Source organism: Arthrobacter sp. K410C, from assembly GCF_059090105.1.
Genome location: NZ_JBNHFJ010000020.1, coordinates 30321 through 53167 on the forward strand (window position 1 = coordinate 30321; position 22847 = coordinate 53167).

The 22847-nt window shown below is 62.8% G+C and carries 16 protein-coding genes and 2 pseudogenes; 9 read left to right on the plus strand and 9 right to left on the minus strand.

Annotation, left to right across the window (positions count from 1 at the left end; genetic code table 11):
- Positions 1 to 249: 249 nt before the first annotated feature.
- Together AC5RU7_RS18855 and AC5RU7_RS18860 are read left to right on the plus strand one after the other, a co-directional pair.
- On the plus strand, positions 250 to 954 hold the full coding sequence (locus AC5RU7_RS18855; protein WP_494053525.1) for an IclR family transcriptional regulator: 705 nt from the start codon (positions 250 to 252) through the stop codon (positions 952 to 954).
- 142 nt (positions 955 to 1096) lie between these two features.
- Positions 1097 to 1840, plus strand: a complete 744-nt coding sequence (locus AC5RU7_RS18860; protein WP_494053526.1) for a GntR family transcriptional regulator — start codon at positions 1097 to 1099, stop codon at positions 1838 to 1840.
- An 86-nt stretch (positions 1841 to 1926) separates the two neighbouring features.
- Here AC5RU7_RS18860 and AC5RU7_RS18865 read toward each other — a convergent pair whose 3' ends face one another.
- Positions 1927 to 3273: an MFS transporter gene (locus AC5RU7_RS18865; protein WP_494053527.1), complete on the minus strand. Its 1347-nt coding sequence runs from the start codon at positions 3271 to 3273 to the stop codon at positions 1927 to 1929.
- 295 nt (positions 3274 to 3568) lie between these two features.
- Here AC5RU7_RS18865 and AC5RU7_RS18870 point away from each other — a divergent pair, with 295 nt between their 5' ends.
- From AC5RU7_RS18870 to AC5RU7_RS18885, 4 genes are all read left to right on the plus strand, one after another.
- Positions 3569 to 4714 carry an MFS transporter gene (locus AC5RU7_RS18870; RefSeq protein WP_494053528.1) on the plus strand — a complete coding sequence of 382 codons (1146 nt, stop codon included), beginning with the start codon at positions 3569 to 3571 and terminating at the stop codon, positions 4712 to 4714.
- A 148-nt stretch (positions 4715 to 4862) separates the two neighbouring features.
- Positions 4863 to 5840, plus strand: a complete 978-nt coding sequence (locus AC5RU7_RS18875) for an Ldh family oxidoreductase (RefSeq protein ID WP_494053529.1) — start codon at positions 4863 to 4865, stop codon at positions 5838 to 5840.
- Between the two features lie 79 nt (positions 5841 to 5919).
- Complete coding sequence (locus AC5RU7_RS18880) at positions 5920 to 7056, plus strand: proline racemase family protein (protein WP_494053530.1); 1137 nt, start codon at positions 5920 to 5922, stop codon at positions 7054 to 7056.
- On the plus strand, positions 6998 to 7684 hold the full coding sequence (locus AC5RU7_RS18885; protein ID WP_494053531.1) for a helicase associated domain-containing protein: 687 nt from the start codon (positions 6998 to 7000) through the stop codon (positions 7682 to 7684). The genes AC5RU7_RS18880 and AC5RU7_RS18885 overlap by 59 nt, the downstream gene beginning before the upstream one ends.
- Before the next feature lie 334 nt (positions 7685 to 8018).
- Here the strand turns inward: AC5RU7_RS18885 and AC5RU7_RS18890 are convergent, their stop codons facing one another.
- From AC5RU7_RS18890 to AC5RU7_RS18925, 8 genes and pseudogenes are all read right to left on the minus strand, one after another.
- Positions 8019 to 9524 (minus strand): alanine/glycine:cation symporter family protein, encoded by a 1506-nt coding sequence (locus AC5RU7_RS18890; RefSeq protein WP_494053532.1) that lies wholly within the window; start codon positions 9522 to 9524, stop codon positions 8019 to 8021.
- 777 nt (positions 9525 to 10301) lie between these two features.
- Entirely contained in the window at positions 10302 to 11216 is a 915-nt protein-coding gene (locus AC5RU7_RS18895; protein ID WP_494053533.1) for an aldose 1-epimerase family protein, read from the minus strand.
- The gene (arfA, locus tag AC5RU7_RS18900; RefSeq protein ID WP_494053534.1) at positions 11213 to 12724 is read right to left on the minus strand and encodes an arabinosylfuranosidase ArfA; all 1512 of its coding nucleotides are present in this window, start codon (positions 12722 to 12724) and stop codon (positions 11213 to 11215) included. The genes AC5RU7_RS18895 and arfA overlap by 4 nt, the downstream gene beginning before the upstream one ends.
- A gap of 48 nt (positions 12725 to 12772) precedes the next feature.
- Complete coding sequence (locus AC5RU7_RS18905; protein ID WP_494053535.1) at positions 12773 to 13699, minus strand: carbohydrate ABC transporter permease; 927 nt, start codon at positions 13697 to 13699, stop codon at positions 12773 to 12775.
- A gap of 3 nt (positions 13700 to 13702) precedes the next feature.
- The gene (locus tag AC5RU7_RS18910; RefSeq protein ID WP_494053536.1) at positions 13703 to 14653 is read right to left on the minus strand and encodes a carbohydrate ABC transporter permease; all 951 of its coding nucleotides are present in this window, start codon (positions 14651 to 14653) and stop codon (positions 13703 to 13705) included.
- Positions 14654 to 14756: 103 nt separating this feature from the next.
- A complete protein-coding gene (locus tag AC5RU7_RS18915) occupies positions 14757 to 16109 on the minus strand; it encodes an ABC transporter substrate-binding protein (RefSeq protein ID WP_494053537.1) in 1353 nt (450 codons plus the stop codon).
- Positions 16110 to 16386: 277 nt separating this feature from the next.
- The gene (locus tag AC5RU7_RS18920; protein ID WP_494053538.1) at positions 16387 to 17400 is read right to left on the minus strand and encodes a LacI family DNA-binding transcriptional regulator; all 1014 of its coding nucleotides are present in this window, start codon (positions 17398 to 17400) and stop codon (positions 16387 to 16389) included.
- A 257-nt stretch (positions 17401 to 17657) separates the two neighbouring features.
- Positions 17658 to 18017, minus strand: a pseudogene (locus tag AC5RU7_RS18925) (L-arabinose isomerase); the annotation flags it as partial.
- Between the two features lie 673 nt (positions 18018 to 18690).
- Between AC5RU7_RS18925 and AC5RU7_RS18930 the strand changes: the two are divergent.
- The 3 genes and pseudogenes from AC5RU7_RS18930 to AC5RU7_RS18940 form a co-directional block, all read left to right on the plus strand.
- A pseudogene (locus tag AC5RU7_RS18930) lies at positions 18691 to 20330 on the plus strand (GMC family oxidoreductase).
- 135 nt (positions 20331 to 20465) lie between these two features.
- On the plus strand, positions 20466 to 22019 hold the full coding sequence (locus AC5RU7_RS18935; RefSeq protein WP_494053539.1) for an aldehyde dehydrogenase family protein: 1554 nt from the start codon (positions 20466 to 20468) through the stop codon (positions 22017 to 22019).
- Between the two features lie 125 nt (positions 22020 to 22144).
- On the plus strand, positions 22145 to 22847 hold a 703-nt coding region (locus tag AC5RU7_RS18940; protein ID WP_494053540.1), incomplete at its 3' end, for an APC family permease.

Here is a 22847-nt window from a genome sequence, read left to right on the forward strand (position 1 = left end):
AACGCCAGGCCTCCAGAGCGGCCGGGTGCGCATCCGCGCACTTGGCCTTCCAACCGCCGTCGGACTCCTCGCAACGTACCCGAACGGCACCCAACAGCCGCCGCCTGGACCTCCAGACGGCGGCTGTTGCCCTCCTCGGCCTGACACAGTGGAAGTTTTCCGATGAAGAAACGAAATATGTCCCGGACGGCATCCGGGCCTGCAACGGCAGCAAGGCCACAAAAGAAGCGGGACGAACGAGGGACCGCGATGTCCATCCTGCTCCTGTTCGCCCGCCACCGTAGCCTCAGCAGCTCCCAAATCTGCGGCCTTCTCCGGCTGCCGGCGTCAACGGTCCACCGGCATCTGCAGACCCTGCTGCAGTCCGGGTTCCTTGTCGAAAGCCAGATCATGGGACGCTACTCAGCCGGACCGGAGGTGATCCGCCTGGCCGACAACTACCGCAAGGAAGCTCTTGCCCAAGGTGCAGTGGCCCAGCGGCTGGAACAACTTTCCAGGGAAACCGGGGAGCTGGCCGCATTCCTGGTGCAGAGCGGTGATGAAGCCCTCTGCGTGGAATCGGTTGAGAGCGAACACATCCTCAGCTGCAGCTACGCTGCCGGAAGGTCGCGCCCACTCCTTCACGGCGCCAGCGCACGTGCCATTCTCGCCCACCTTCCGCAAGAGGAGGCCGAGGCGATCCTCGCCAGCCATTTTCTTATCTGGGAAGAAGAAGCCGCCATCCGCGCCGACCTCGAAGCCATCAGGGAGCGCGGCTACGCCACCAGCTCCGGCGCCCTGGCACCGGGAATCTGGGGCGTCAGCGCCCCCGTCTTCACCGGAGACGGGAACTTGGCCGGCGTCGTCACCACCATGGTCCCCCTCGAACGGGCACCAGAAGATGCCCGGGATGGGTTCATTGAACACACCTGCCGGGCCGCTGCAGAGCTTGGGCAGGTGGCAGTACCGGCCTAGCCAATAGTTGCGCAGCAAGTAGGAGTTGCCCCCGGATCGTCAATGAAACGGGGACAACTCCTTTTTCGCGTCCGGGAATTGCCTGTACCCGAGATCCTGGCCTGGCGGGCAATCCGAGGGCGCGACCCATAGGATCGTTTCCATGCCAGGAAAAAAAGGTGAAGCTGCTCAACAACCGGAAACGCTAAAGGCCATGCCGGAGACGGCCCCGGCATCCGCTCCGGCTTTCTCCATCACCCCCACCCTCGTCGCCGACCAGGTTTATGAGGCACTCCGCACCGCGATCCTGACGGGCAAACTGGCCGGCGGGTCCCCGCTGCGGGTACGGGATGTCGCAGCGATGGTTGGCACAAGTGTCATGCCGGTGCGGGAGGCCATACGCCGGCTCGAAGAGACGGGCCTGGCTACACGCGTCGCCGCCCACCGGGGCGCGGTGGTCCGTGAGTTTACCGTGGGCGAGCTGATCCACATCTATGAGGTCCGCGCCATCCTGGAGATCGAAGCAGCAGGCCGGGGAGCTGTCAATGTCACGGACGCTGACGTCGCCCGGATGGATGCTGCCTGCACCAGGATGCAGAAAGCCGTAGCGGACGGCAGGGTGTGGGATGCGCTGGATGACGACGAGGATCTACTCCGGACCCTTTACTCTGCCAGCGGGAATCCGGTCCTCCTGGACGTCATAGAAAACCTGTGGCTGCAGTGCCGCCCCTACAAGGTCATCGGTGCCACCGAAGCCATTGAGCACCAGGATGCCAGTCTCTGGACACCCCAGCCAGCCATACTGGCGGCGGCACGTTCCCGAGACGCGAAAGCGGCTGCCAAACTTACCAAGCAGTCCCTGGCAAGTGCACGCAAGCGACTGGAGAAGCGGCTCGAGGCCCAATGAACGCCGCAGCCCGCTGAACAACCGGTTTAAGCCAAAGGAACGGGCGCCGCAGCTGCGGCGCCCGTTCCTTGCGATTGCTGAAGCCGTCAGTGCGAGTATCCGGCCGCCGTTTCCGTCAGGCTCTTGCCCTTGGTCTCTGGCGCCAGCCACTGCGAGAGGGCGGCGCCAACGAGGGTGAGCCCGGCGGCCATCAGCATGGTGACCTGCGCGCCGTAAGCCTCCATCGACCAAGGCAACAAGAATGTGCCGGCACCGGCTCCCACGCGGCTGACGGCGGTGGCAAAACCGGTTCCGATGCCGCGGATTTCGGTGGGAAAGACTTCGCCCGGGTAGACGCCGGTCAGCGTGTTGTACCCGGCATTGAAGAAGGAGAAAGCAAGGAAGCAGGCCAGTACCACCCACGCCGGTGCGCCGGCCCACAAGCCGATGACCAGCAGAAGCACGAAACACAGCCACTGCGGCGGGACGGTCAGGGCACGCCGGCCCAGCCGGTCGATCAGGACCACAGTAAGGACAACCCCGGCGGTTGCCACAGCCGAGAGGCCCACGCCGCCGGCGAGCCCCTGGCTAAGTCCATAGCCTTCCAGGACACTTTCTGCAAAGGTAGCGATGGCGAAGTAGGGGGTCACTGCGCAGAGCCAGAACATGGAGCAGAACAGGGTGGCACGCCAGTACTGGCGGGAGAACAGCATGCTGAACCTGCCCTGGGGCCGGTCGTGCTCATGCTCCACGTCGTTCAGGTCGCCCGCGTTCTCCAAGTACTTGTGTGCCACGGCCCGGGCTTCGTCACGGCGGCCCTTGCTCCACAGCCAGCGTGGAGATTCCGGCAGGCCAAAGCGGGCGAAGAAAAGGATGACAGCCGGAATGGTGCTGGAGCCGAGGATAATCCGCCAGTCCATCGAAGTGGTTGTGGTGAGCAGATACCCAACGATGAAAGCAAACATGAAGCCGACGTAGAAGGCGACCAGGGTCAGTCCCATCAACCGCCCGCGGAGCCGTGCCGGAGAAAATTCAGACATCAGCGGCCAACCCACGGAGTACTCGACACCGATCGCAACGCCCATCAGCAAGCGGACCAGGAACAGTTGCCACGGTTCGTGGACGAAGAACTGGAGGACCGAAGCGAGGACGAAAATCCCCATGTCGATCATGAACAGCGGCTTGCGCCCGAATTTGTCGCCTAGCCACCCGCCAACCGGCGATCCAACCAGGATGCCCAGCAGCGATGACGCCACAATCAAGCCCTCCCACAACGGAGTGAAGCTCAGCTCGATGGTGATGGCGCCGATCACGGTGCCGATGATTCCGAGGATGTAGCCATCCAGGAACATGCCCCCCACCAGGACGGCGGTCAGCTTGGTCAGGAAACGGCGTTTGAAGGCCGCGGTTGGGGCGTCGTCTGTTGCAGGTCTTGCATTTTTCAGGGAAGGCACCGGTGGCTCCTTGTGCTCTGGGATGGTGTCATGGGCCCCTCGTTCATCCTTGAGGGAGGTTCGCCCGGAAGGGTCCGGGCTTGCGAAGTTTCGCGGGCCTTCAGCTTGTCGCTTCACTCATGTGGCTCCGATCACCATCAAATGTAATCTGTGATCACATCTAGGTCAATGTGGGGGTGTAACGCTCATGTAAATTAATCCCTAGCATCCCACCACCGAGATCCGGCGTCTGCCCCCAGATCGCGCCCTTTTTCGAGTGCGTCCTACCTCACCGAAAGGCGGTCTCTGCGACGGCATGAGCGCAGTCGGATATCTCGCCGCCTCGATTCTTCCCAGGACGGCGTCAGCCGGTTCGGCGGTTGCCCTTCCTATTCTTGCCGTGCAGCAACTGGACAACGTGGGCATTGGTGGAGCCCTGGTGGCCGCCTCATTGGGACCGAGCGTACTGGCAGCCCCGGCAGCGGGTGCTGCGCTGGACAGGGCGCGGCGCCCCGGGATTCTGGTTGCCGCAGCAGGCCTGCTGACCGCGGCAGCCCTCGCGGTCACAGCATTTTTGGGGCAGGCTCCGTTGCCGCTGATCGTCATATCCCTGGCACTTGCCGGAGCAGCGTCCCCGTTTTACATGGGCGGCCTCTCCAGTTTTGTATCCGGTTCCATTCCGGACGTGCGCAGGGCCTTTGCCTATGATTCCCTCTCCTACAACTTTTCCGCGGTTGCGGGGCCGGCTTTCGTCGCAGTGATGGCAACCTTCCTTCCGGCGGCGGCGGCAGTGGGAGCCTTATCGATCGCGGCAGTAGTGGGAGCGCTCATCGTCGGCGGGATTGGCCTCAAGCCGCACCGGGCAACCGAAGTGTCGCCTTGGCATGCGATCAAGGCCGGACTGCACCGGATCTTCCGCCACCGCCCGCTGGCGGTGGTTACTGCTTCATCCACCCTCACGCAACTTGGCCAGGGCGGCCTGGCGATTGCCGCTGTCGCCCTTTCGATCGAAAGGACCGGCACGCCAGGCGAAGGGGCGGTAATTGTGACGGCATTTGCCATCGGCAGCCTGCTGGGCGCATTGCTCGAAACCATCCGGCCAAGCCGGCGGCCGCCGCACAGGGTCATGATGGTCGGGTTCTTTGTCACCGGCCTGTTCACTGTGGCTGCCGCACTCAACCTCGGCATAACCTGGACGGTCCTTGCCATCGGCACTTCCGGCGTTTGCACGGCAGCCAGCGCCGCGGCCATGCTCACGCTGCGCAGCCGCCTCAGCCCACCTCACCTCCGATCCCAGATTTTCACCGTGGGAGCCGGTCTCAGGACCAGCGCCTCCGCGGCCGGCGCTGGCCTCGCCGCGTCGGCCACTGGACTAGGAGGCGCGGTGGCGGTGGCGGCGATCGGAATCATTTGGATCCTGTCCGCGGCAACAATAAGGACTTATCCTGAGGAAACTTCTTGACCTCGAATGTGATCACAGATTACATTTCTTGTGAGGGTGACCACATCTTTCACCGCGCCGGCTTTTATGCACCTGTGAAGGTGGCCGGGAGCGCCCGGATCGGGGCCCACCCTGGACCGGGAGCTCCCATGAGAGGAACGTAAGACCAATGAGCACCATAGAACGCGAAGAACTGCTTTCCCTGTGCGACCGGGCGCTGCTGACAGCAGGTGCGGGCCAGGAGAACGCGAGGGTCCTCGCAGAAGCAACCGTCGAGGCGGAGCAGGTGGGCAACCGCGCGGTAGGCGTGGCACACCTTTTCGACTACCTCGACGGCTACCGGAAGGGCCGCATCGCAGCCGATGCCCAGCCAAGTGTCCGCCGCCCGGCGCCTGCTGTCATCGATGTCGACGCCGGCAACGGCCTCGCGCAGGCAGCCTACGAAGCTGCGTTCCAGGACTTCACGGACGCCATCAGCCAAGCCGGTGTGGCGGCGCTCTGGATCCGCCGGTCCTACACGTGCGGAGAGCTCGGCTACTATCCACGCCGACTGGCGCAACAGGGCTTCGTCGCTGTGGCTTCCGCAAACAGCCCGGCCCTGATGTCCATTGGCGGATCCCCTAAGCGCGTTTTGGGGACAAACCCCCTGGCCTATGGAATTCCCCGCCCGGGCAATTTGCCCCTGGTCATCGACCAGGCCTCGTCTTCCACGGCCTTCGTCAACATTCGGCGCGCAGCCGAGGCTGGGGACCCGATTCCGGAAGGCTGGGCACTTAACACCGAAGGCAAGCCAACAACGGACCCCAATGAAGCCGTCCAGGGAACCCTTTTGCCCTTCGGCAGCCACCGCGGCGGCAACGTTGCCCTGCTCATCGAAATACTGGCTACCCTGTCCGGAGCATCCTTCTCCGTAGACGCCGCCCCCTTCGACAGCGGCACTGTGTCCCCTGATATCGGAGTGTTCGTGCTGGGGATCGATCCGGGCAACTTCACCGGTTCAATCGAACGCCTCGCCAAACAGTTCGGAACGTTGAAGGACGAGCACCAGGTCCGGCTCCCCGCACTGGAACTCACCGAACTTCCAGACCACGTCAAGGTGGATCCGGATGTCCTTCAGCGCCTGCGGGAAGCCGCAGGCGCCTCCTGACTAAAGACTTACAAATACATACCGGCTGTGCCTCAATGATGCAGCGCATGGCCACGACACAGACAGGAAGATTTTCAAAATGTCCTTTAAGCGGATGATCCAGGCCGTGGAGACCCACTCCGGGGAACCAATGCGCGTAATCACGGGCGGAGTACCGCACATCCCCGGCAATAGCGTTTACGAGCAGATGAAGTGGCTCGAGCACAACGATGACCAGATCCGGATGCTAATGCTCCGTGAGCCGCGCGGCTATCCCCCGCTGTGCTGCAACCTGATCGTTCCGCCCAAGCACCCTGAGGCGGCTGCCGGCTTCATCATCATGGAACAGGTGGAATACCCCGTAATGAGCGGCGGGAATACCATCGCCGTCGCCACCGTCCTGTTGGAAACCGGCATGATTCCCATGCAGGAACCCTTCACGGAGTTCAAGCTCGAGGCCCCCGCCGGCCTCATCGACATCAAGGCACGGTGCGAAAACGGCAAAGTCAAGGAAGTAACGTTCCAGAACGTGCCTTCCTTCGCCGTCTACCTGGACGCTGAGATCGACGTGCCGGAACTGGGCAAAGTGACAGTCGACGTGGCCTGGGGCGGCATGTTCTACGTCATCGCCGACGCAGCACAGTTCCCGTCCCTGGAACTGGTCCCGGACCGCGGCCGAGACATCACCCGCATCTCCTCCCTCATCCTCCGCGCCGCGCAGGACCAGCTGCCGGTAGAGCACCCGGACTACCCCGGAATCGGCATCACCATCTCGCAGCTCTCCGGTGTGACGGACAACCCGAACGCTGACCGCAGGAACGCCGTCACCGTGGCCAGCGGACCGGTGGACTTCAACAATCCGGCAACCTGGACCGGCGGCGTGGACCGCTGCCCCTGCGGAACAGGCACCTGCGCAAAGATGGCCGCCCTGCACGCCAAGGGCGAGCTTCCCCTCAACCAGCCGTTCCGGCACGAAGGTGTCCTGGGCACCGTCTACACCGGGGAACTGGTCGAAGAAGTGGAAATTGCGGGTCGCACTGGCGTGGTTCCGAAAATCAGCGGCCAGGCTTGGATCACCGGATTCAGCAACTGGGTCCTTGACCCCGAGGATCCCTTCCCCAACGGCTACACCCTCGGCGATATCTGGGCACCCGCGGCCAAAGAGAACGCTGCTGCCGATGACGCACCCGTCAGCGCAAGTGACACTGACCGCACCCAGGTGGAAGCACCAGTCTAATAACCGCTCATCCGTAGGAAGGGAACCCTCTCCCGCCGCTGTCCGGGGCGGGCTTGATCTGATTCCCTGCTGGGACCCGCGTTCGAGGCAGAAGGCCGAGGATGAGGCCCGGTGGCAGAAGCGTTTTCAGCAGGTGAAGGACCTCCGGGAAGCTGGTGGTGACTGGCCGCGTCATCAGAAGACCCCGGATGGTACCGAACGCGTCCTGGGGGTGTGGCTGCACGGCCAGCGGATCAGCTACAGCCATGGGAAGCTGGCCCCGGAGAACGGAATCGCGGCTGAACGACGTCCTGCCGGGTGGCGCGAAGGCAGGCGCCGCACCGGCGGCCGACGACGGAAACCGCAAATCCCGGTGACAGGTAGACCGCAAAGACAAGGGGACCTGTGTTCCTGCAGCCCCTCGCCTGTAGTCCCTGGGTTGCCTGCTGGGGCCGCTCTTGGACCTTTCGACTCCGACGGCTGCCCCTGCAGAGGTCTTTCTGGCCTTGGCAGCACCTTTACCGATTGTGCCGGCTCGGGTGTGCCTTCACTGCGTTCCGCGGCTGCCCGCCGTCGAACTAGCGCTTCGTTAGCGCCGGTAGTGGCCAGGGATGCGGCGAACGCGTCTTGGCGTTCCGCTGATCCGTAGTCCGCAGCGGATGTGCTTCCGGCTTTCAGACCCTGGTCTTTGAGCTGGCTACTGTCGCTGCCGGTGACACGGTTCTCGATCGCGCGGCCGACGCCTTCAAGACTGGCGAAGAGTTCCTTTTCAGCCCGTTCGTACCGCTTTCAGTCCGTTCGTACCGCTGTTCCAGTGAAATCCATTGGGAGCCTTTGAATCCGCCCTCGGCCAGCAGCTTGGCTTCGTGCTTTCTTTGGCTGCTTTGACTAACTCGGGATCTTTGAAGTGGGAGTCGTTGGCGCCGTGGACGTTGGCGTGGTTTCTCTGCGCAGCTGCCGGGCGGCTTGTGCATGCAGCAGATTCAGCGGTTTCCAATCGGCTTCGCGCCGTCCTGCTGGGGCGGTGCAGGAGCGTCTGAGGATTCCCAGAAGGACGCACCCTTGATGCCAGCCATTGCCGGGTTAAAAACAGGGTCAAGACCAAGTTTTTTCTGGCGTTCATAGTCCCGAAGAGCACGCACGGCGATAGGGCAGAGAAAGGCAATGGCGATCATGTTGAACCAAGCGATGAGGCCGTAACCGATGTCCCCGAGTGTCCAGGCAAGTTCCGTGCTGCGGACAGTGCCGAGGTAGACGGACAGCAGCACACCGACCTGGACAATGCGTGCGAGGATGCCCCGGGAGGTACCTGTCAGGTACACAATGTTCGTCACGCCGTAGTAGAAATACGACAGGATTGAGGTAAAGGCGAAAAAGAAGATGGCCACGGCCACAATGCCGGCACCGAAGTTTACCCCAGGGAGGATCGTATCCACGGCGACCTGGGTAAACTCTGCACCTGGTTTCACTCCAGGGAGGTTCTCGACAATCGCGGCCCGGCCTTCAGGCAGTATGTTGTACGCGCCGGTGGACAGGATCATGACGCCGGTTGCTGTGCAGACCAGCACGGTGTCGATGTACACGGAGAATGACTGGACCAGCCCTTGCTTGACCGGGTGGGAAACCGAAGCCGCTGCACCGGCAAAGCCGCCTTCTCCTACCCCGGCAACATTGGAATACAGGGAGCGCCTGACGCCCCAGGACACGGCCGCGCCGATCATGCCGCCGTAAAGAGCGTCGGCCCCGAACGCGGAGGCCAGCACCAGCCGGATGACTTCCGGGATGGCATGAAAATTCACGACCAGGACGACGAGGGCAAGCAGCACGTAGACGGCGGCCATCGCCGGCACGGCCTTTTCAGCAAACGCGGCGATGCGCCGGGTTCCAACAAAGACAACTAAAGCAGTGAGGACGACCAGGATCAGGCCGGAAATCCATGTTGGAATACCGAAGGCTGTATCCAGCGAGGTCACGATGGTGGAGGACTGCACTCCCGGGATCAGGAAGGTATAGCAAATGACCGCCACGACAGCGGCAGTGACCGCAAGCCATTTGAGGCGAAGACCTTTCTCGATGTACCAGGGAATACCGCCCCGGTACTCGCCGTCCGACTTAACCTTGTAGATCTGGCCGAGCGTGGCCTCGATGAATGCACTGGATGCGGTAAGTGCGGCGGTGGCGATCATCCAAAACACCGCACCAGGACCGCCGAAAGCGATGGCGGTTGCAACGCCTGCGATATTTCCAACGCCAACCCGTCCGCCCAGAGCCATCGCAAATGCCTGGAAAGACGACGTGCCGGTCTTCGAACTGGCCCGCCCGAAGAGGCACTTGACCATTCCCTTAAAGTGCCGCACCTGCACGGCCCGCGTCGCAATCGTGTAAGCCAGCCCGCTGATGAGAGTGACGCATACGAGCGGGTCCCAGATGAAGTCGTAGATAGTGCTGAGGAGGTTTTCCAAGTGATGCTCCTTCTGCATAAGAGACATCCATGTCCCTTGAGCAAAGCTCTATGCCCTGCGGTGTGATCTGTTGGCCAATTCGTGGGGTGCTTTTAGAGCAAATCCGGCGGGCGGCCCGGTCAGCTCCTGCATCACCCGCCGTTTGCCAGATTGTCAGACAATACGAAAAAGCCCAGGGTGTGACTTGGGCCATGTCAAGGTGTAACGTGCTGCCCACGCCTCGGTCCGGACTGAGAGCTTTCGCTGCCAGGGCCGAAGCCCTGATGGCCGGGCATCGATACCGGCCTGAGAAGGAACTGCCGCCGGCAGTTGCCGCACCTCAGTGCCACTGGAGTCTGATTCGAGCGTCACCTCTGAACCATTGGATTCTTCCGGGATCAGACGCCTGGCAGATGAAATCCCCGCCTTGGCTGATGCCCAGGCGGGGCTTCATCAGTTTGATCCTTTGGCTTCGTCCCCCAGCGCAGAACCGGAGGCTGTTCGAAAAAGCTGAGTTCTACGAGGCCTGGGCAACAGAGGAGCGGACAGGCTTCCACTATGAGATTACAAAAGCTCTCGGAGGGCCCTCTTTGTCTAAGTAGGGCGCACCCCAACCGGACAAACGGGTCCGCGTGCCGTGACCTCCGTCTGTTACGAACTAAAAACCTTGCCTGACAGGATTCAGGTGGGATGCGCCGGTGAATGGTCAGCGAATTGGGTTGAGCTCCGTCACGGTGTCCGTTTCAGCTGCGGCATGACTGCCAGTCAGGCAAGGGTGGGGAGAGCCCTAGCCCAGCTGGGTGTGGCGCGTACTAATTATGCCGATCAGAGCGACAGCGCGAGGATGGTCCAGCCCGTGCTGTGCCTCTCCCCCGGTTCGAGGATCACGAGGTCCTCACCGGTGTTGAAGGCCTCCGGCGGGCATGTCATGGGCTCGACGGCAAGCCCGAGCCGGGTGCGCTCTGGTTGTCTCGGAAGGTCTGCTGTGTGGATCTGCACCCAGGGGCAGCTCGAGTCCCATACCATCGCTGTGCCGGTCCCGTGCGCGGGATCGATGACGCGGACTATGGCGCGCCCGTCGCGATCCAAGGTGAGGTTCGTGAAGGCGTGGTCGATTTGCGTGTCACCGATGGCACGGGCCGAGCGGAAGTCGAAGGGAGTACCGGCGACTGATTCCTTGGCCACGGGCAGGAGACGGTCGGGAGTTACTGTCAGGACCGTTGAGGCGGGCAGCTCGAGCACCCACTCGTCGAGCGGCGACGGCCCGGCCACGAGGTACGGGTGGGGGCAGACGCCGTAGGGAGCGCGCCGGGCGCCGACATTACATGCTGCTACGTCTGTCCTGAAGCCCTGCCCGTCGAGGCTGAACCGCGCTTGGAGGTAGAGCTTGAAGGGGTAGCCTTCCGTGGGCTCAATGGTGCATGCGAGGGTAAGGGTGCTCCCGGTGTGCTCCACCAGTGTCCAAGGGACATCGAACACGAGCCCGTGCAGCGCAGCGGCCCGGTCTGGCTCGTTAATTGCAAGCTGGTAGTTCGCCCCGTCGAACATGTAGCGCCCGTCGGCGATGCGGTTGGGCCAGGGAGCCACGAAGGCGCCACGGTAGTTGGGCATCTCTTCGTCGGAGCCGAAGCCCACTACGAGCGGCCGCCCCTGGTAAATCAGTTCGCGGACGGTGGCCCCGAAGCCGAGGACGACGGCCGTGTAGCCGCCGCCCTCGATCCTGTATTCGCGGTGGTTCATGCGAGGGAAACGGCCGTCCATGACACGGGAGGAAGGGTAATAGTGACTGCACCACCGTCCAGGGTGGCGGAGGTGTTGGCCTTCATGGTCACGCGCTCGGGCTCCTGGAGGGTGTTCTTCGCATATACGTCCGTATCGAACAGCGACTGCGCCTCGACAGAGCTGAACCCGTTGAGTGCCGCGATATCGATGGTTACGGTGGTCTCCTCGGTTTGTGAGCGGTTGACGAGGAAGACGGCGGTCGCACCCGTTTCGTCGTCGTGCGTGGCCACAGCGTCGACGAGCGGCACAGTACCGTACTCGCTGGTCTCGTACGTCCCGGCGTCGAGCTTGAGTTCAAGTACCGAGCCCTGCGCGAGCTTCGACGTGATCGAGAACGGGAAAAACGTCGTCTGGCGCCATGCCGGGCCGCCCGGCTCCGTCATAATGGGCGCAATAACATTGACGAGCTGCGCCAGTGACGCGGAGGTGACGCGGTCAGCGTGCTTCAGCAGCGAGATCATGAGGTTACCGAACACGACGGCGTCCGCCACCGAGTAGCAGTCCTCGAGCAGGCGCGGAGCCACCGGCCAATTGTCCAGGCCCTCAATCTTGTCGACGTTCTCGAAGCGGCTGATGTACCAGACGTTCCACTCGTCGAAGGAGATGTTGATCGTCTTCGAGCTCCCGCGTACGGCCTTCACATGATCGGCCGTGGCCACGACGGACTCGATGAAGTGGTCCATGTCGACGGCGGATGCGAGGAAGGACCCGAGGTCGCCGTTCTTCTCCTCGTAGTAAGCGTGGCAGGAGATGTAGTCGACGACGTCGTAGGTGTGGGTGAGCACCACGCGTTCCCACTCGCCGAAGGTTGGCATGTGGGCGCTGGAGGAACCGCAGGCCACGAGTTCGATCGACGGGTCCAACTGGCGCATGGCCCGCCCCGTAATGGCCGCGAGCTTACCGTAGTCCTCGGCGGAGCGGTGCCCGATCTGCCAGGGGCCGTCCATCTCATTGCCCAGGCACCAGATCTTGACGCCGAACGGGTCGGGGCGTCCGTTGGCCATGCGCTGGTTGGCGAGCGTCGTTCCCTTGGGCAGGTTGGAGTACTCAAGAAGCTGGAGCGCTTCGGTCGTGCCCCTCGTTCCGAGGTTAACGGCCATCATGAGATCGCTGTCCACCTTCTGCAGCCAGGAGGCAAACTCGTGCATGCCCACCTGGTTCGTTTCGGTGGAATGCCAGGCGAGATCCAGGCGGGTCGGGCGCTCCTCGCGCGGTCCCACGCTGTCTTCCCAGCAGAACCCGGAGACGAAGTTGCCGCCGGGATAGCGGATGGTGGAGACACCCATCTCCTTCACGAGTTCGATGACGTCCTGGCGGAACCCTTCGTTATCGGCGCTCTCGTGGCCGGGCTCGTAGATGCCGTCGTAGACGTGGCGGCCAAGGTGTTCGACGAACCCGCCGAAGATGTTGCGGTTGATTCGCCCGACCGTGAAGTGGGGGTCGAGCGTGAGGCGTGCGTTTTGCATCAAACTACTTTCTGTACGTGGTGGCGTGGGCCGGCAGCGGTTTGGAGGTTATTTGAGCGAGCCCAGCGACAACCCGCCCTGCCAGTACTTCTGGAGGGAGAGGAACGCGATGATCAGCGGGATGATCGAGAGGAAGGCACCAGTGGTGATCAGGTTCCATAGGGCCTCGCCGCCGCTGCCGGCGTTGGACAGGGCCTGCCATCCGTTGAGCCCCACCGTGACGGGGAGCAACAGAGGGTCACTGAGCACCGCCAGCGGCAGGAAGAAGTTGTTCCAGGTCCCGACGACGGACAACAGCAGTACCGTCACGATCGCCGGGCGCAGAAGGGGCAGTGCAATCTGGACGAACGTGCGGAACTCTCCCGCGCCGTCAATCCGGGCGGCGTCGAGTAATTCATCCGGAACCGCTTCCTGGGCGAAGACCCTCATGAGGTACACACCGAACGGACTGAGCAGCGAGGGCAGGATCACGGCCCAGATGGTGTTCACCAGCCCCACCGAGCTCAGGAGCACGAAGGTCGGGATGACCAGGGCCGTCAGGGGCACCATGACTGCACCCAGCAGGAGCCCAAAGAAGGGCCCCCGCCCGCGGAAGTTGTACTTGGCGAAGCCGTAGCCTGCAAACACGGCGAGGATGGTTGCCCCGACGCCACCCGAAATGGCGTAGAGGAATGAGTTCCCGAGCCAACGCCAGTAGATGCCGTCCTGGCGTTCGAACAAGCCTTGGATGTTGCTGAAGAAGTGGAACTCGTCGTCGAACCAAAGGGGTCCGCCCGAGCCGCCGAAGAGGCCGGCGGTGTCCTTGGTGCTGGCGACAGTCAACCACCAAATGGGGGTGATGAAGTAGATAACGAGGATAAGCAGGAAGATATGCGAGCCGATGCGGGGGCCGCCATTGCGGGCCCTGTTGCGGCCTGCAGCGCTGCGGCCTTTCCGGCCGCCCTCGAGTTGGGGGGTTTCGGTGACGAGTGCCATGGCTTATTTCAGTCCGCTCTGCTTGCGGGTCAGGAAGAGGAAGAGGAAGGAGAAAACGAACACGACGATGCCGAGCGCGAAGGAGATGGCGGAGGCATAGTTGAACTGGCTGTAGGAGAAGGCCAGCGAGAAGGCATACATATTGGGGGTATACGACGTCGGAATGGCACCCTGCGCCACACCACGGAGCACTTGCGGTTCAGTGAAGAACTGCAGGGTGCCGATGAGAGCAAAGATGACCACCATCACGAGTGAGGAAGAGATCATGGGGACCTTAATCCGCCATGCGATCTGCCGGTCGGAGGCGCCGTCGAGCACGGCTGCCTCGTAGATGCCGGGATCGATACCGCGCAGTGCGGCATAGATGATGATCATGTAGTAGCCGGCCCACTGCCACGTCACGATGTTGACGAGGCTGCCGAAAATACTGTCCTGCGCCAGGAACTCCGGCGCGGCCATGCCGAAAATGCCGAAGATGGAGCCGGCCGGCCCGAAGCGGGGGCTGTACAGGAAGCCCCACATGAGGGCGCCGATGACCACGGGAACCGCGTACGGGACGAAGATCATCAAACGGGAGAACTTGGACGCCCAGGTGGCAAGGTTGTCGAGGACGAGGGCTGCGAGCAGGGCTACGATCATTTGCGCGGGAATCATGATCAATGCGAACTTCGCTACCGTCGCCAGTCCCTGCAGGAAGATCGGGTCGGAGAACGCCTTGAGGTAGTTGTCCGCGCCGACGAACTTGGTGCCAGTGGCCAAGGTGCTCGTGAAAAGGCTCATCCTGAAGGCGTAGACCAGGGGGAGGATGAGGAAGGTCAGGAAGATTGCCGCGAAGGGCGCAACGAAGACCCATCCCCAGCGCTGCCGGCGCCGGTAGTTCTTGTCGGGGCGGTGCTTTGCGGGGGCCGGTGTCCCGGCCTGCGGGGCCGAACTCGGCGCGGTGGTCGTAGCCATGATGGTCTTTCCTCAAGCAATGGGACGGATGGCGCGGTGGAGGTGTCCACGAGGGCCGGACGGGTGGGTGCCCGCGATGGACGCGGGCACCTACCCCAGGCGGTTACTTCAGGGTGAATCCCTGCTCGGTCGCGTACTGCTCGAGGGACGCCTGAAGATCGTCGAGGGCCTTGCCCGCGTCCTTCTCGCCCTGGACCATCGAGTAGAGCTGCACGGTCAACTGGTCGTAGGCGTAGTTCTGGAACGGACTGAAGGTCGCGCCCTGGTAGCCCTCAGCAGCCTTGAGGAAGACGTCCTTGTTGATCTGCTGCCCGCCGAAGAACGGGTATTCCTTGTTGGCAAATTCCTCGGAATCGAGGACCGGCGCGTACGACGGGAAGAGCGCTCCCTTGTCAACGCCGAGGTTCATAGCCTCCTTGTTACCGAAGATGCCCATGGCCACCTTCGCTGCAAGTTTCTTGTCCTTAGCCTGCTTGGTCACTGCGAAGGTGGAACCGCCCCAGTTGACGTGGACGGGGTTGGCCGCGTCCCACTGCGGGAGTGGTGCTGCACGCCAGACTGCGTCCGGGTCGGCGTCGGACAGGCCTTGAAGGTAGCCGGGGCCCCAGGCTGCGGCGAGATAGACAGCGTATGAGCCGTCGACGAGTTTGGTGTTGTAGTCCGCGGTAAAAGCGTCATCGGTGGCAACGAGCCCCTTCTTGACGAGTCCGTCCCAGTACTCAAGGACGTCCTTGGCACCCTGGTCGTTAACCTTGATCCCGATTTCCTGCGGGTTGACGGAATCGTATTCGAACGGAACCGAACCAGCCTGCGCGAAAAGTGCCTGGTTGAACGCACGTCCGTTGGTCGGGAAGTCAGCGATGACAGCACCGTTGCCGGACTCCTTCAACTTTTGGGCTGCGGCTTCGAACTCTTTCCAGGTTGTCGGTACCTGGATGCCCGCCGCGTCGAAGATATCCTGGCGGTAGAGCATCCCCATGGGGCCGCCGTCGACCGGGATGGCATACACGGCGTCACCGCTTGAGGCATCCTCCCAGGCGCCTTCGGCGTACTGGTCCTTGACGTCATTGGCGCCGAACTCGGTGAGGTCCACAAGCGCGTCGCGGATGGTAAAGCTGGCGAGCACCTCCGACTCGAGCTGGATCACGTCGGGGGCGCCGGAACCGGATTCGATCGAGGTCGAGAACTTCGTGTACTCATCGTTGCCCTGGCCAGCGTTGGTCCAGCAGATCTGCACGTCGCTGTTGGTTTTGTTGAAGTTGTCGACAACCTCGTTGAACGCGGGGTACCAGGCCCAAACGGTGACTTGGGGTGCCTCCGCGTTAACTATGGTGTTGGTACAGGACGCGGCCGCCGAGCCGCCTCCCCCGCCGCTTCCGTTTCCTCCGGAGCAGCCTGTCAGTACTACGGCAGTGGCGGCTACGATGCCAGCCGATGCCAGGAACTTGGCTTTCATATCTCTTGCTTCCTCTCGCGGTGGCATTCCACCGTGGTCCGCCCGTAGGCGGCCGGTCCGGGCGATGCTTGAAGGAGGATCGCCGGGCACCAAGTGCTGTGCCGCTCGATCTTCCTTGATCCGGGTCCGTCATCCTGCAAGTACGCCTCGCGGCGAGGCTTTCGCAAGTGCCTGGTCGGTTATTGCATCGTTGTAAGTAAACGTTGTAGAAAAAGCATGCCGAGTGAGGCCCGTCACTGTCAAGCTGTTGTTCGAAAAATTTTGCTCCTCAGCGTTTTCAGCTGGTGGGCAGCTGCGAGGACTCGCGCTCAATGACTTGGAACCGCGCCTCGAACTCCCGGGGAGCCGCATCATGTCCTGAGATCCGCTCCTGCAGGATACGCACGGCCGTCTCGGCGATTTCGCCCCTACCCGGATCGATAGTCGACAGCGTGGGTAACGAATACCTGCCCTCGTCGAGATCGTCAAAACCGATGACAGCGACGTCGTCGGGAATTCGAAGGCCTGCCTCCTGCAGCACGCGCATGGCACCGAGTGCCAACGTGTCATTCAAGCCGAACATCGCGTCGAACTTGACGCCGGTCTTGAGCAATTCCCGCATTGAGGTGGCGCCGTTGGAGCGGTGCCATAAAGTGGTGTAAGCCACGAGCCTGGGGTCGAACGGGATGCCGGCTTCCTCCAGCGCCTCCTGGTAACCGCGCAGGCGGAGCCCGGCAGAACCAATGACCTCCCCTTCGTGTCCTCCGACGACGGCGATGCGTTTCCGGCCTTTCGAGATCAGGTGTGCCGTTGCGGCCCGTGCCGACTCCACGTTGCTCATGGTCACGTGATCGGTGGGACCACCGAAAATCCGCTCGCCGAGGAGGACGAGCGGGAAGTTGACGTTGAGGTGGTGGGCGTCTTCGTTGGACACACCTAATGGGCTGAACAACAACCCGTCAGTCATCTGCAGCCGCGGGCTGGCGAGTATCTCGAGTTCGCGGGCGCGGTCGCCGCCGGTTTGTTCGATCAGGACCTTGAGGCCGCGCCCTTCGGCGGCCTTGATGATGGAATCCGCCAGCTCGGCGAAATAGCTGAGCGAGAGTTCGGGAACAGCGAGTCCAATCACGCCGGTCTTGCCCGAGCGCAAGCTCCGAGCCGACAGATTGGGGCTATAGCCTAGGCTGGCGATAGCCTCCATAACCCGCTGCTTGGTGTCCGCGCGGATGTACTGGTAATCGTTGATTACATTGGACACAGTCTTAATCGAGACTCCGGCCGCCAGCGCAACGTCCTTAATTGTGACCGCCATGCCGCTCCCCGGTATATCCCCGCCGTGATGCCCGATACGTCACGTGCAATTTAGTCTATAACGTTGTAGGACGCCGGGCATCATTAAAAGGTATCGGCCGCCACAAGCGAGCTGGGTGGTTAGATGATGCCATAACGGCGCCTAAGTTGAAACCGGGTTTCACCGGGAACGGGACGCTAAATCCCGTCCCGGTGGCGCAGGGGTGCACTAGCCGGAGTTTCGGTGGCGGGCATACTCCCTCAAAGGGATATGCGCGGTCACAGTCCTCCTGCCAGCCTGTAGTAGGCAGCGTTCCAGTTCTTTTTTGAACTGGCGGATGGCGGTGCCTTCGTCGATGGTGAGGAGCCCGGTTTTGTTGATTTCGGTGAAGTCTTCGAACACTTCCATGCCCACTTGGGTGGAGGCACGGTGTGGTGCGCGGCGCCGGCGGCGAGCCAGGCGGCGGCGGAGGTGACGAAGTCCGGCTTGGGCTGCCACAGCGCCCGGGCGACGGGCAGGTTGGGCAGTGGATGGTCCATGGGGACCACGTCGACGGCGTTGGCCGCCAGGCGGAAGCGGTCCCGCATATCTGACAGCGCGACCACCACGCCGGGGGAGGCATCGGCGTCGAAGACCAAGCCAGACCATCAAGCCGATCCTGGATCCAGACAACAACGACGAGTCTGTGGTCACAACCCCTAACATGGGCGGACTGGTTATCCCGAGCAATAAACAGGAGCCGCTTGCAAGAGTTCCCGACCGATCCGCTCGCCTGCGAGCAGTGCCCGGAAGCTTCTCCTCTTGAACAAGTGTTCAATCGGCCTATTGAACACTTGTTCAAAATGCACTAATCTCATCGTATGACCCGCGCCACACACTCCAACTATCAGCGGAACGCTGCCTTGGAGGTTTCTTGCCGCAACTGGCCGGATGTAGAAAATATGCCGCGGAGACCCCGCGCAGTAGTGGCAACGTAGATCATCAATTTGTCCTCGTCTTTGTCAGGCTTTCATCTCGCGGACCCGATCTGTAAGTAAACCCCGCCAGTCCAACCCCCCGCAGATCGGACGGCTCCGGTTCCGCCTGTAAGCCAAGCGACCGGTCGGTGCCATCGTGTGGCGGTTGCACATCAAAAGATGTGTCAGGAGTTGCTGCACCAACACGCTGGTACAGCGGACGCATCACTTTTGGCCTCCCGCTCAGACCACCGGATTGCCTGAGTCCTTGGACGAATAAGACGTCGTCAACTTTTGGAAGAGAACACGGCCCCGCAGGTCAGCGGCTGGTTGCTGACCATTCAAGGAGAACTACATGCATACAGACAACATTGAAAACCTCAAAGATTGCGGGTTTGATTACGTCGTGGTAGGCGGCGGGTCCGCGGGCGCCGCGGTGGCCGCCCGGCTGAGCGAGGACCCGGAGGTGACCGTGGCCCTCGTCGAGGCGGGCCCGGATGACCGCAACCTGCCCGAAATCCTGCAGTTGGACCGCTGGATGGAACTGCTGGAATCCGGCTACGACTGGGACTACCCGATCGAACCGCAGGAAAACGGCAACTCGTGTATGCGGCACGCTCGCGCCAAGGTAATGGGCGGCTGCTCCAGCCACAACTCCTGTATCGCTTTCTGGGCACCACGGGAAGACCTGGACGAATGGGAATCCAAGTACGGAGTCACGGGCTGGAACGCCGATAACGCCTGGCCGCTGTACAAGCGGCTGGAAACCAACGAGGACGCCGGCCCGGACGCACCCCACCACGGCGACTCCGGCCCCGTGCACCTGATGAACGTGCCCCCGGCCGATCCTGCCGGCGTCGCGCTCCTGGACGCCTGCGAACAGTCCGGCATCCCCCGCGCCAGATTCAACACCGGCACCACCGTGGTCAACGGCGCCAACTTCTTCCAGATCAACCGCCGCGCAGACGGAACCCGCTCCTCCAGCTCCGTCTCCTACATCCACCCCATCATCGACCGCGACAACTTCACGCTGCTGACCGGCCTGCGGGCCCGCCAGCTGGTGTTCGACGCGGACAAGCGCTGCATCGGGGTGGATGTGGTTGACTCGGCGTTCGGCCGGACCCACAGGCTCTCCGCCAGCTGCGAGGTCATCGTGTCCACCGGCGCCATCGACACGCCCAAGCTGCTGATGCTCTCCGGCATCGGCCCGGCAAAACACCCGCCGGACACGGCATCGAGGTGCTGGTGGACTCTCCCGGCGTGGGCGAGAACCTGCAGGACCACCCCGAAGGCGTGGTCCAGTTCGAAGCGAAGCAACCCATGGTGCAAACCTCGACGCAATGGTGGGAAATCGGTATCTTCACCCCCACGGAGGAGGGCCTGGACCGCCCGGACCTGATGATGCACTACGGATCTGTCCCGTTCGATATGAACACCCTGCGGCACGGCTACCCCACAACGGTGAACGGCTTCAGCCTCACCCCCAACGTCACCCACGCCCGCTCCCGCGGCACCGTCCGCCTCCGCAGCCGGGACTTCCGCGACAAGCCCATGGTGGATCCGCGCTACTTCACGGACCCTGAGGGCCACGACATGCGCGTGATGGTGGCGGGCATCCGCAAGGCGCGGGAAATTGCCGCGCAGCCTGCCATGGCAGAGTGGACCGGCCGCGAACTATCGCCCGGCATCGAGGCACAGACTGACGAGGAACTGCAGGACTACATCCGCAAAACGCACAACACCGTCTACCACCCCGTCGGCACAGTCCGCATGGGGCCAGTGGACGACGACATGTCCCCGCTCGATCCCGAACTGAGGGTCAAAGGCGTCACCGGCCTGCGTGTTGCAGACGCCTCTGTTATGCCTGAACACGTCACCGTTAACCCCAACATCACCGTGATGATGATCGGGGAACGCTGCGCCGACCTTATCCGCTCCAACCGAAGCGGCGAAACAATGACCCTGGAGACGGAGCTCAGCGCGTCCCTCGCCTGACCGGCAGCACCAACGACCAAATTAGACCGTATTCAGGCGCCCGATGGAGTAGGCACCCAACTCCTCCACCGACGCCTTTCCCATGTCTTAATCACCCGATGAAGCCATGATTGATGAACCTAAAAAGGAGAAATAATGACCGCCACCGTTGAGCAAATCGGCGACGCCGGAAAAACGCAGGATGTGGTCAGGGGCCTGTACGTTGACGGCGCCTGGCAGGAGGCGTCCGACGGCGGCACAACTGTCGTGCGCTGCCCTGCGGACGGCAGCGAGGTCGCCGTTGTCGCCTCGGCAACGGTGGAGGATGCCGAGCGGGCAATCGCCAGTGCACGGGCAGCCTTCGACGACGGTCCCTGGCGGCGGCTTTCCGACATCGAGCGGGGGGCGGTCATGCTCCGCGTTGCGGACCTGCTGGAGCGAGACAAGGCCGCCTACGCACTGGCCGAGGCCCTGGACACCGGCAAGCGCCTCGTCGAGGCCGAATACGACATTGACGACATTGCCGCCTGCTTCCGCTACTACGGGAAGATCGCTGGGCTCGATGCCGGCAGGGTCATCGACACGGGCCGGAAGGATGCCATCAGCCGCGTGGTCTACGAACCACTCGGCGTCTGTGCCCTGATCGCGCCATGGAACTACCCGCTTCTCCAGGCCGCCTGGAAGGTGGCCCCGGCACTCGCCGCGGGAAACTCCTTCGTACTCAAGCCCAGTGAACTCACTCCGTCGACGTCCATCCTGCTCATGGAGACCCTTGCAGAGGCGGGGGTACCCGCCGGCGTCGCAAACCTCGTCACAGGAAAGGGATCGAAGGTGGGCGGCCCGCTCAGCTCGGACCCGCGCGTCGACCTCGTCTCCCTCACCGGCAGCCTGGCCACCGGCCAGACAATCATGGCCGCCGCCGCGGAAACCGTGAAGCGCGTCGCCTTCGAACTCGGCGGAAAAAACCCCAACGTCGTCTTTGCCGACGCGGACTGGGACGCCGCCGTCGACAACGCCCTGACCGCCGTGTTCCTGCACTCTGGCCAGGTCTGCTCGGCAGGAGCACGGCTCGTCGTGGAAGAGTCCATCGCGGAACGGTTCGTGGCTGAGGTGGTGGAACGGGCGAAAAAGATCCGGATGGGCGGGCCGTTCGATCCCGACGCCGAGACCGGGCCGCTGATCTCCGCCAAACACCGCGACCAGGTCCACGCCTACGTCCAGGCCGGCATCGCCGAAGGTGCCGAACTGTTGTGCGGCGGCTACATCCCGGACGAGGGCCCACTTGCCGACGGCTTCTTTTACCCGCCCACGGTGCTGGGCAACTGCCACTCCGGCATGAGCGTGCTGCGGGAGGAGTCATTCGGCCCGGTGCTGACCGTGGAAACATTCCGGACCGAGGACGAGGCCGTGGCCATCGCCAACGACACGGAGTACGGTCTGGCAGGCGCGGTGTGGACCTCGGACGGGTCAAAGGCGCAACGTGTTGCGGGGGGCCTCCGGCACGGAACAGTATGGATCAACGACTATCACCCGTACGTCCCGCAGGCGGAATGGGGCGGTTTCGGCAAGTCCGGCATCGGCCGCGAGCTTTGCCACGCCGGACTGAACGAGTACCGCGAAGCAAAACACATCTGGCAGAACATCCAGCCCGCACCCAGCGGCTGGTTCGGTTCGGCTCCGCAGGAACCGGGGGTTGCCGCTGCCGAGTAGGCACCAAACAGCAACGGGGGAACGGCCGGGGCGCCGCGCACGGCGGCGCCTGGCCGGTTGCATCACCTGCGTCCAATGGCGGCCGCGGGGCATCACCATCGTGCTTTTCTCATCTAGGAGTTCGGATGTTGGAACCCAGCAAGAGTACTGATTCAAGTGGCATGGACGAGTTCGGCTATGCCCAGACCCTGGACCGCAGCATCGGCAAGTTTGCCAGCTTCGCGGCCGGCGTCAGCTATATCTCCATCCTCACCGGCGTCTTTCAATTGTTCTACTTTGGTTTCTCCATGGCCGGGCCGGCCTACGCATGGTCTTGGCCCATCGTCTTCGCCGGCCAGCTCATGGTGGCCCTCTGTTTCGCCGAGCTGGCCGGCCGGTATCCGGTGGCCGGATCGGTCTACAACTGGGCCAAACAGCTTTCGTCGGGGACGTTCGCGTGGCTGGCGGGCTGGCTGCTGCTCATTTCCTCGATCGTGGCGCTCGGGGCCGTGGCCTTGGCACTCCAGCTCACCCTGCCCCAGATCTGGTCCGGTTTCCAGATCATCGGAGACGGCACCGGGACATACGATTTCGCCCTTAACGGCGTGCTGCTCGCCAGCATCATGATCTCCATCTCCACGCTCATCAACGCGTTCGGCGTGAAGCTGATGACCAAGATCAACAGCATCGGCGTCTTCGTGGAGCTCGCCGCCGCCGTGCTCCTCATCCTTGCCCTTGCCTGGCACGTGGTGCGGGGCCCGGAAGTCCTCTTCAGCACCGAGGGCTACGGCATGGACCACGACCTTGGCTTCTTCGGGGTGTTCCTGATCGGCGCCATGGCTTCCGGGT

Bases quoted from the DNA above. Each gene is read 5' to 3' on its own strand.
- AC5RU7_RS18915 (WP_494053537.1), bottom strand. From the start codon at position 16,109: ATGAAAGCCAAGTTCCTGGCATCGGCTGGCATCGTAGCCGCCACTGCC.
- AC5RU7_RS18910 (WP_494053536.1), bottom strand. From the start codon at position 14,653: ATGGCTACGACCACCGCGCCGAGTTCGGCCCCGCAGGCCGGGACACCG.
- AC5RU7_RS18920 (WP_494053538.1), bottom strand. From the start codon at position 17,400: ATGGCGGTCACAATTAAGGACGTTGCGCTGGCGGCCGGAGTCTCGATT.
- AC5RU7_RS18890 (WP_494053532.1), bottom strand. From the start codon at position 9,524: ATGTCTCTTATGCAGAAGGAGCATCACTTGGAAAACCTCCTCAGCACT.
- AC5RU7_RS18875 (WP_494053529.1), top strand. From the start codon at position 4,863: ATGAGCACCATAGAACGCGAAGAACTGCTTTCCCTGTGCGACCGGGCG.
- AC5RU7_RS18905 (WP_494053535.1), bottom strand. From the start codon at position 13,699: ATGGCACTCGTCACCGAAACCCCCCAACTCGAGGGCGGCCGGAAAGGC.
- arfA (WP_494053534.1), bottom strand. From the start codon at position 12,724: ATGCAAAACGCACGCCTCACGCTCGACCCCCACTTCACGGTCGGGCGA.
- AC5RU7_RS18885 (WP_494053531.1), top strand. From the start codon at position 6,998: ATGACGCACCCGTCAGCGCAAGTGACACTGACCGCACCCAGGTGGAAG.
- AC5RU7_RS18855 (WP_494053525.1), top strand. From the start codon at position 250: ATGTCCATCCTGCTCCTGTTCGCCCGCCACCGTAGCCTCAGCAGCTCC.
- AC5RU7_RS18880 (WP_494053530.1), top strand. From the start codon at position 5,920: ATGTCCTTTAAGCGGATGATCCAGGCCGTGGAGACCCACTCCGGGGAA.
- AC5RU7_RS18870 (WP_494053528.1), top strand. From the start codon at position 3,569: ATGAGCGCAGTCGGATATCTCGCCGCCTCGATTCTTCCCAGGACGGCG.
- AC5RU7_RS18935 (WP_494053539.1), top strand. From the start codon at position 20,466: ATGACCGCCACCGTTGAGCAAATCGGCGACGCCGGAAAAACGCAGGAT.
- AC5RU7_RS18860 (WP_494053526.1), top strand. From the start codon at position 1,097: ATGCCAGGAAAAAAAGGTGAAGCTGCTCAACAACCGGAAACGCTAAAG.
- AC5RU7_RS18895 (WP_494053533.1), bottom strand. From the start codon at position 11,216: ATGAACCACCGCGAATACAGGATCGAGGGCGGCGGCTACACGGCCGTC.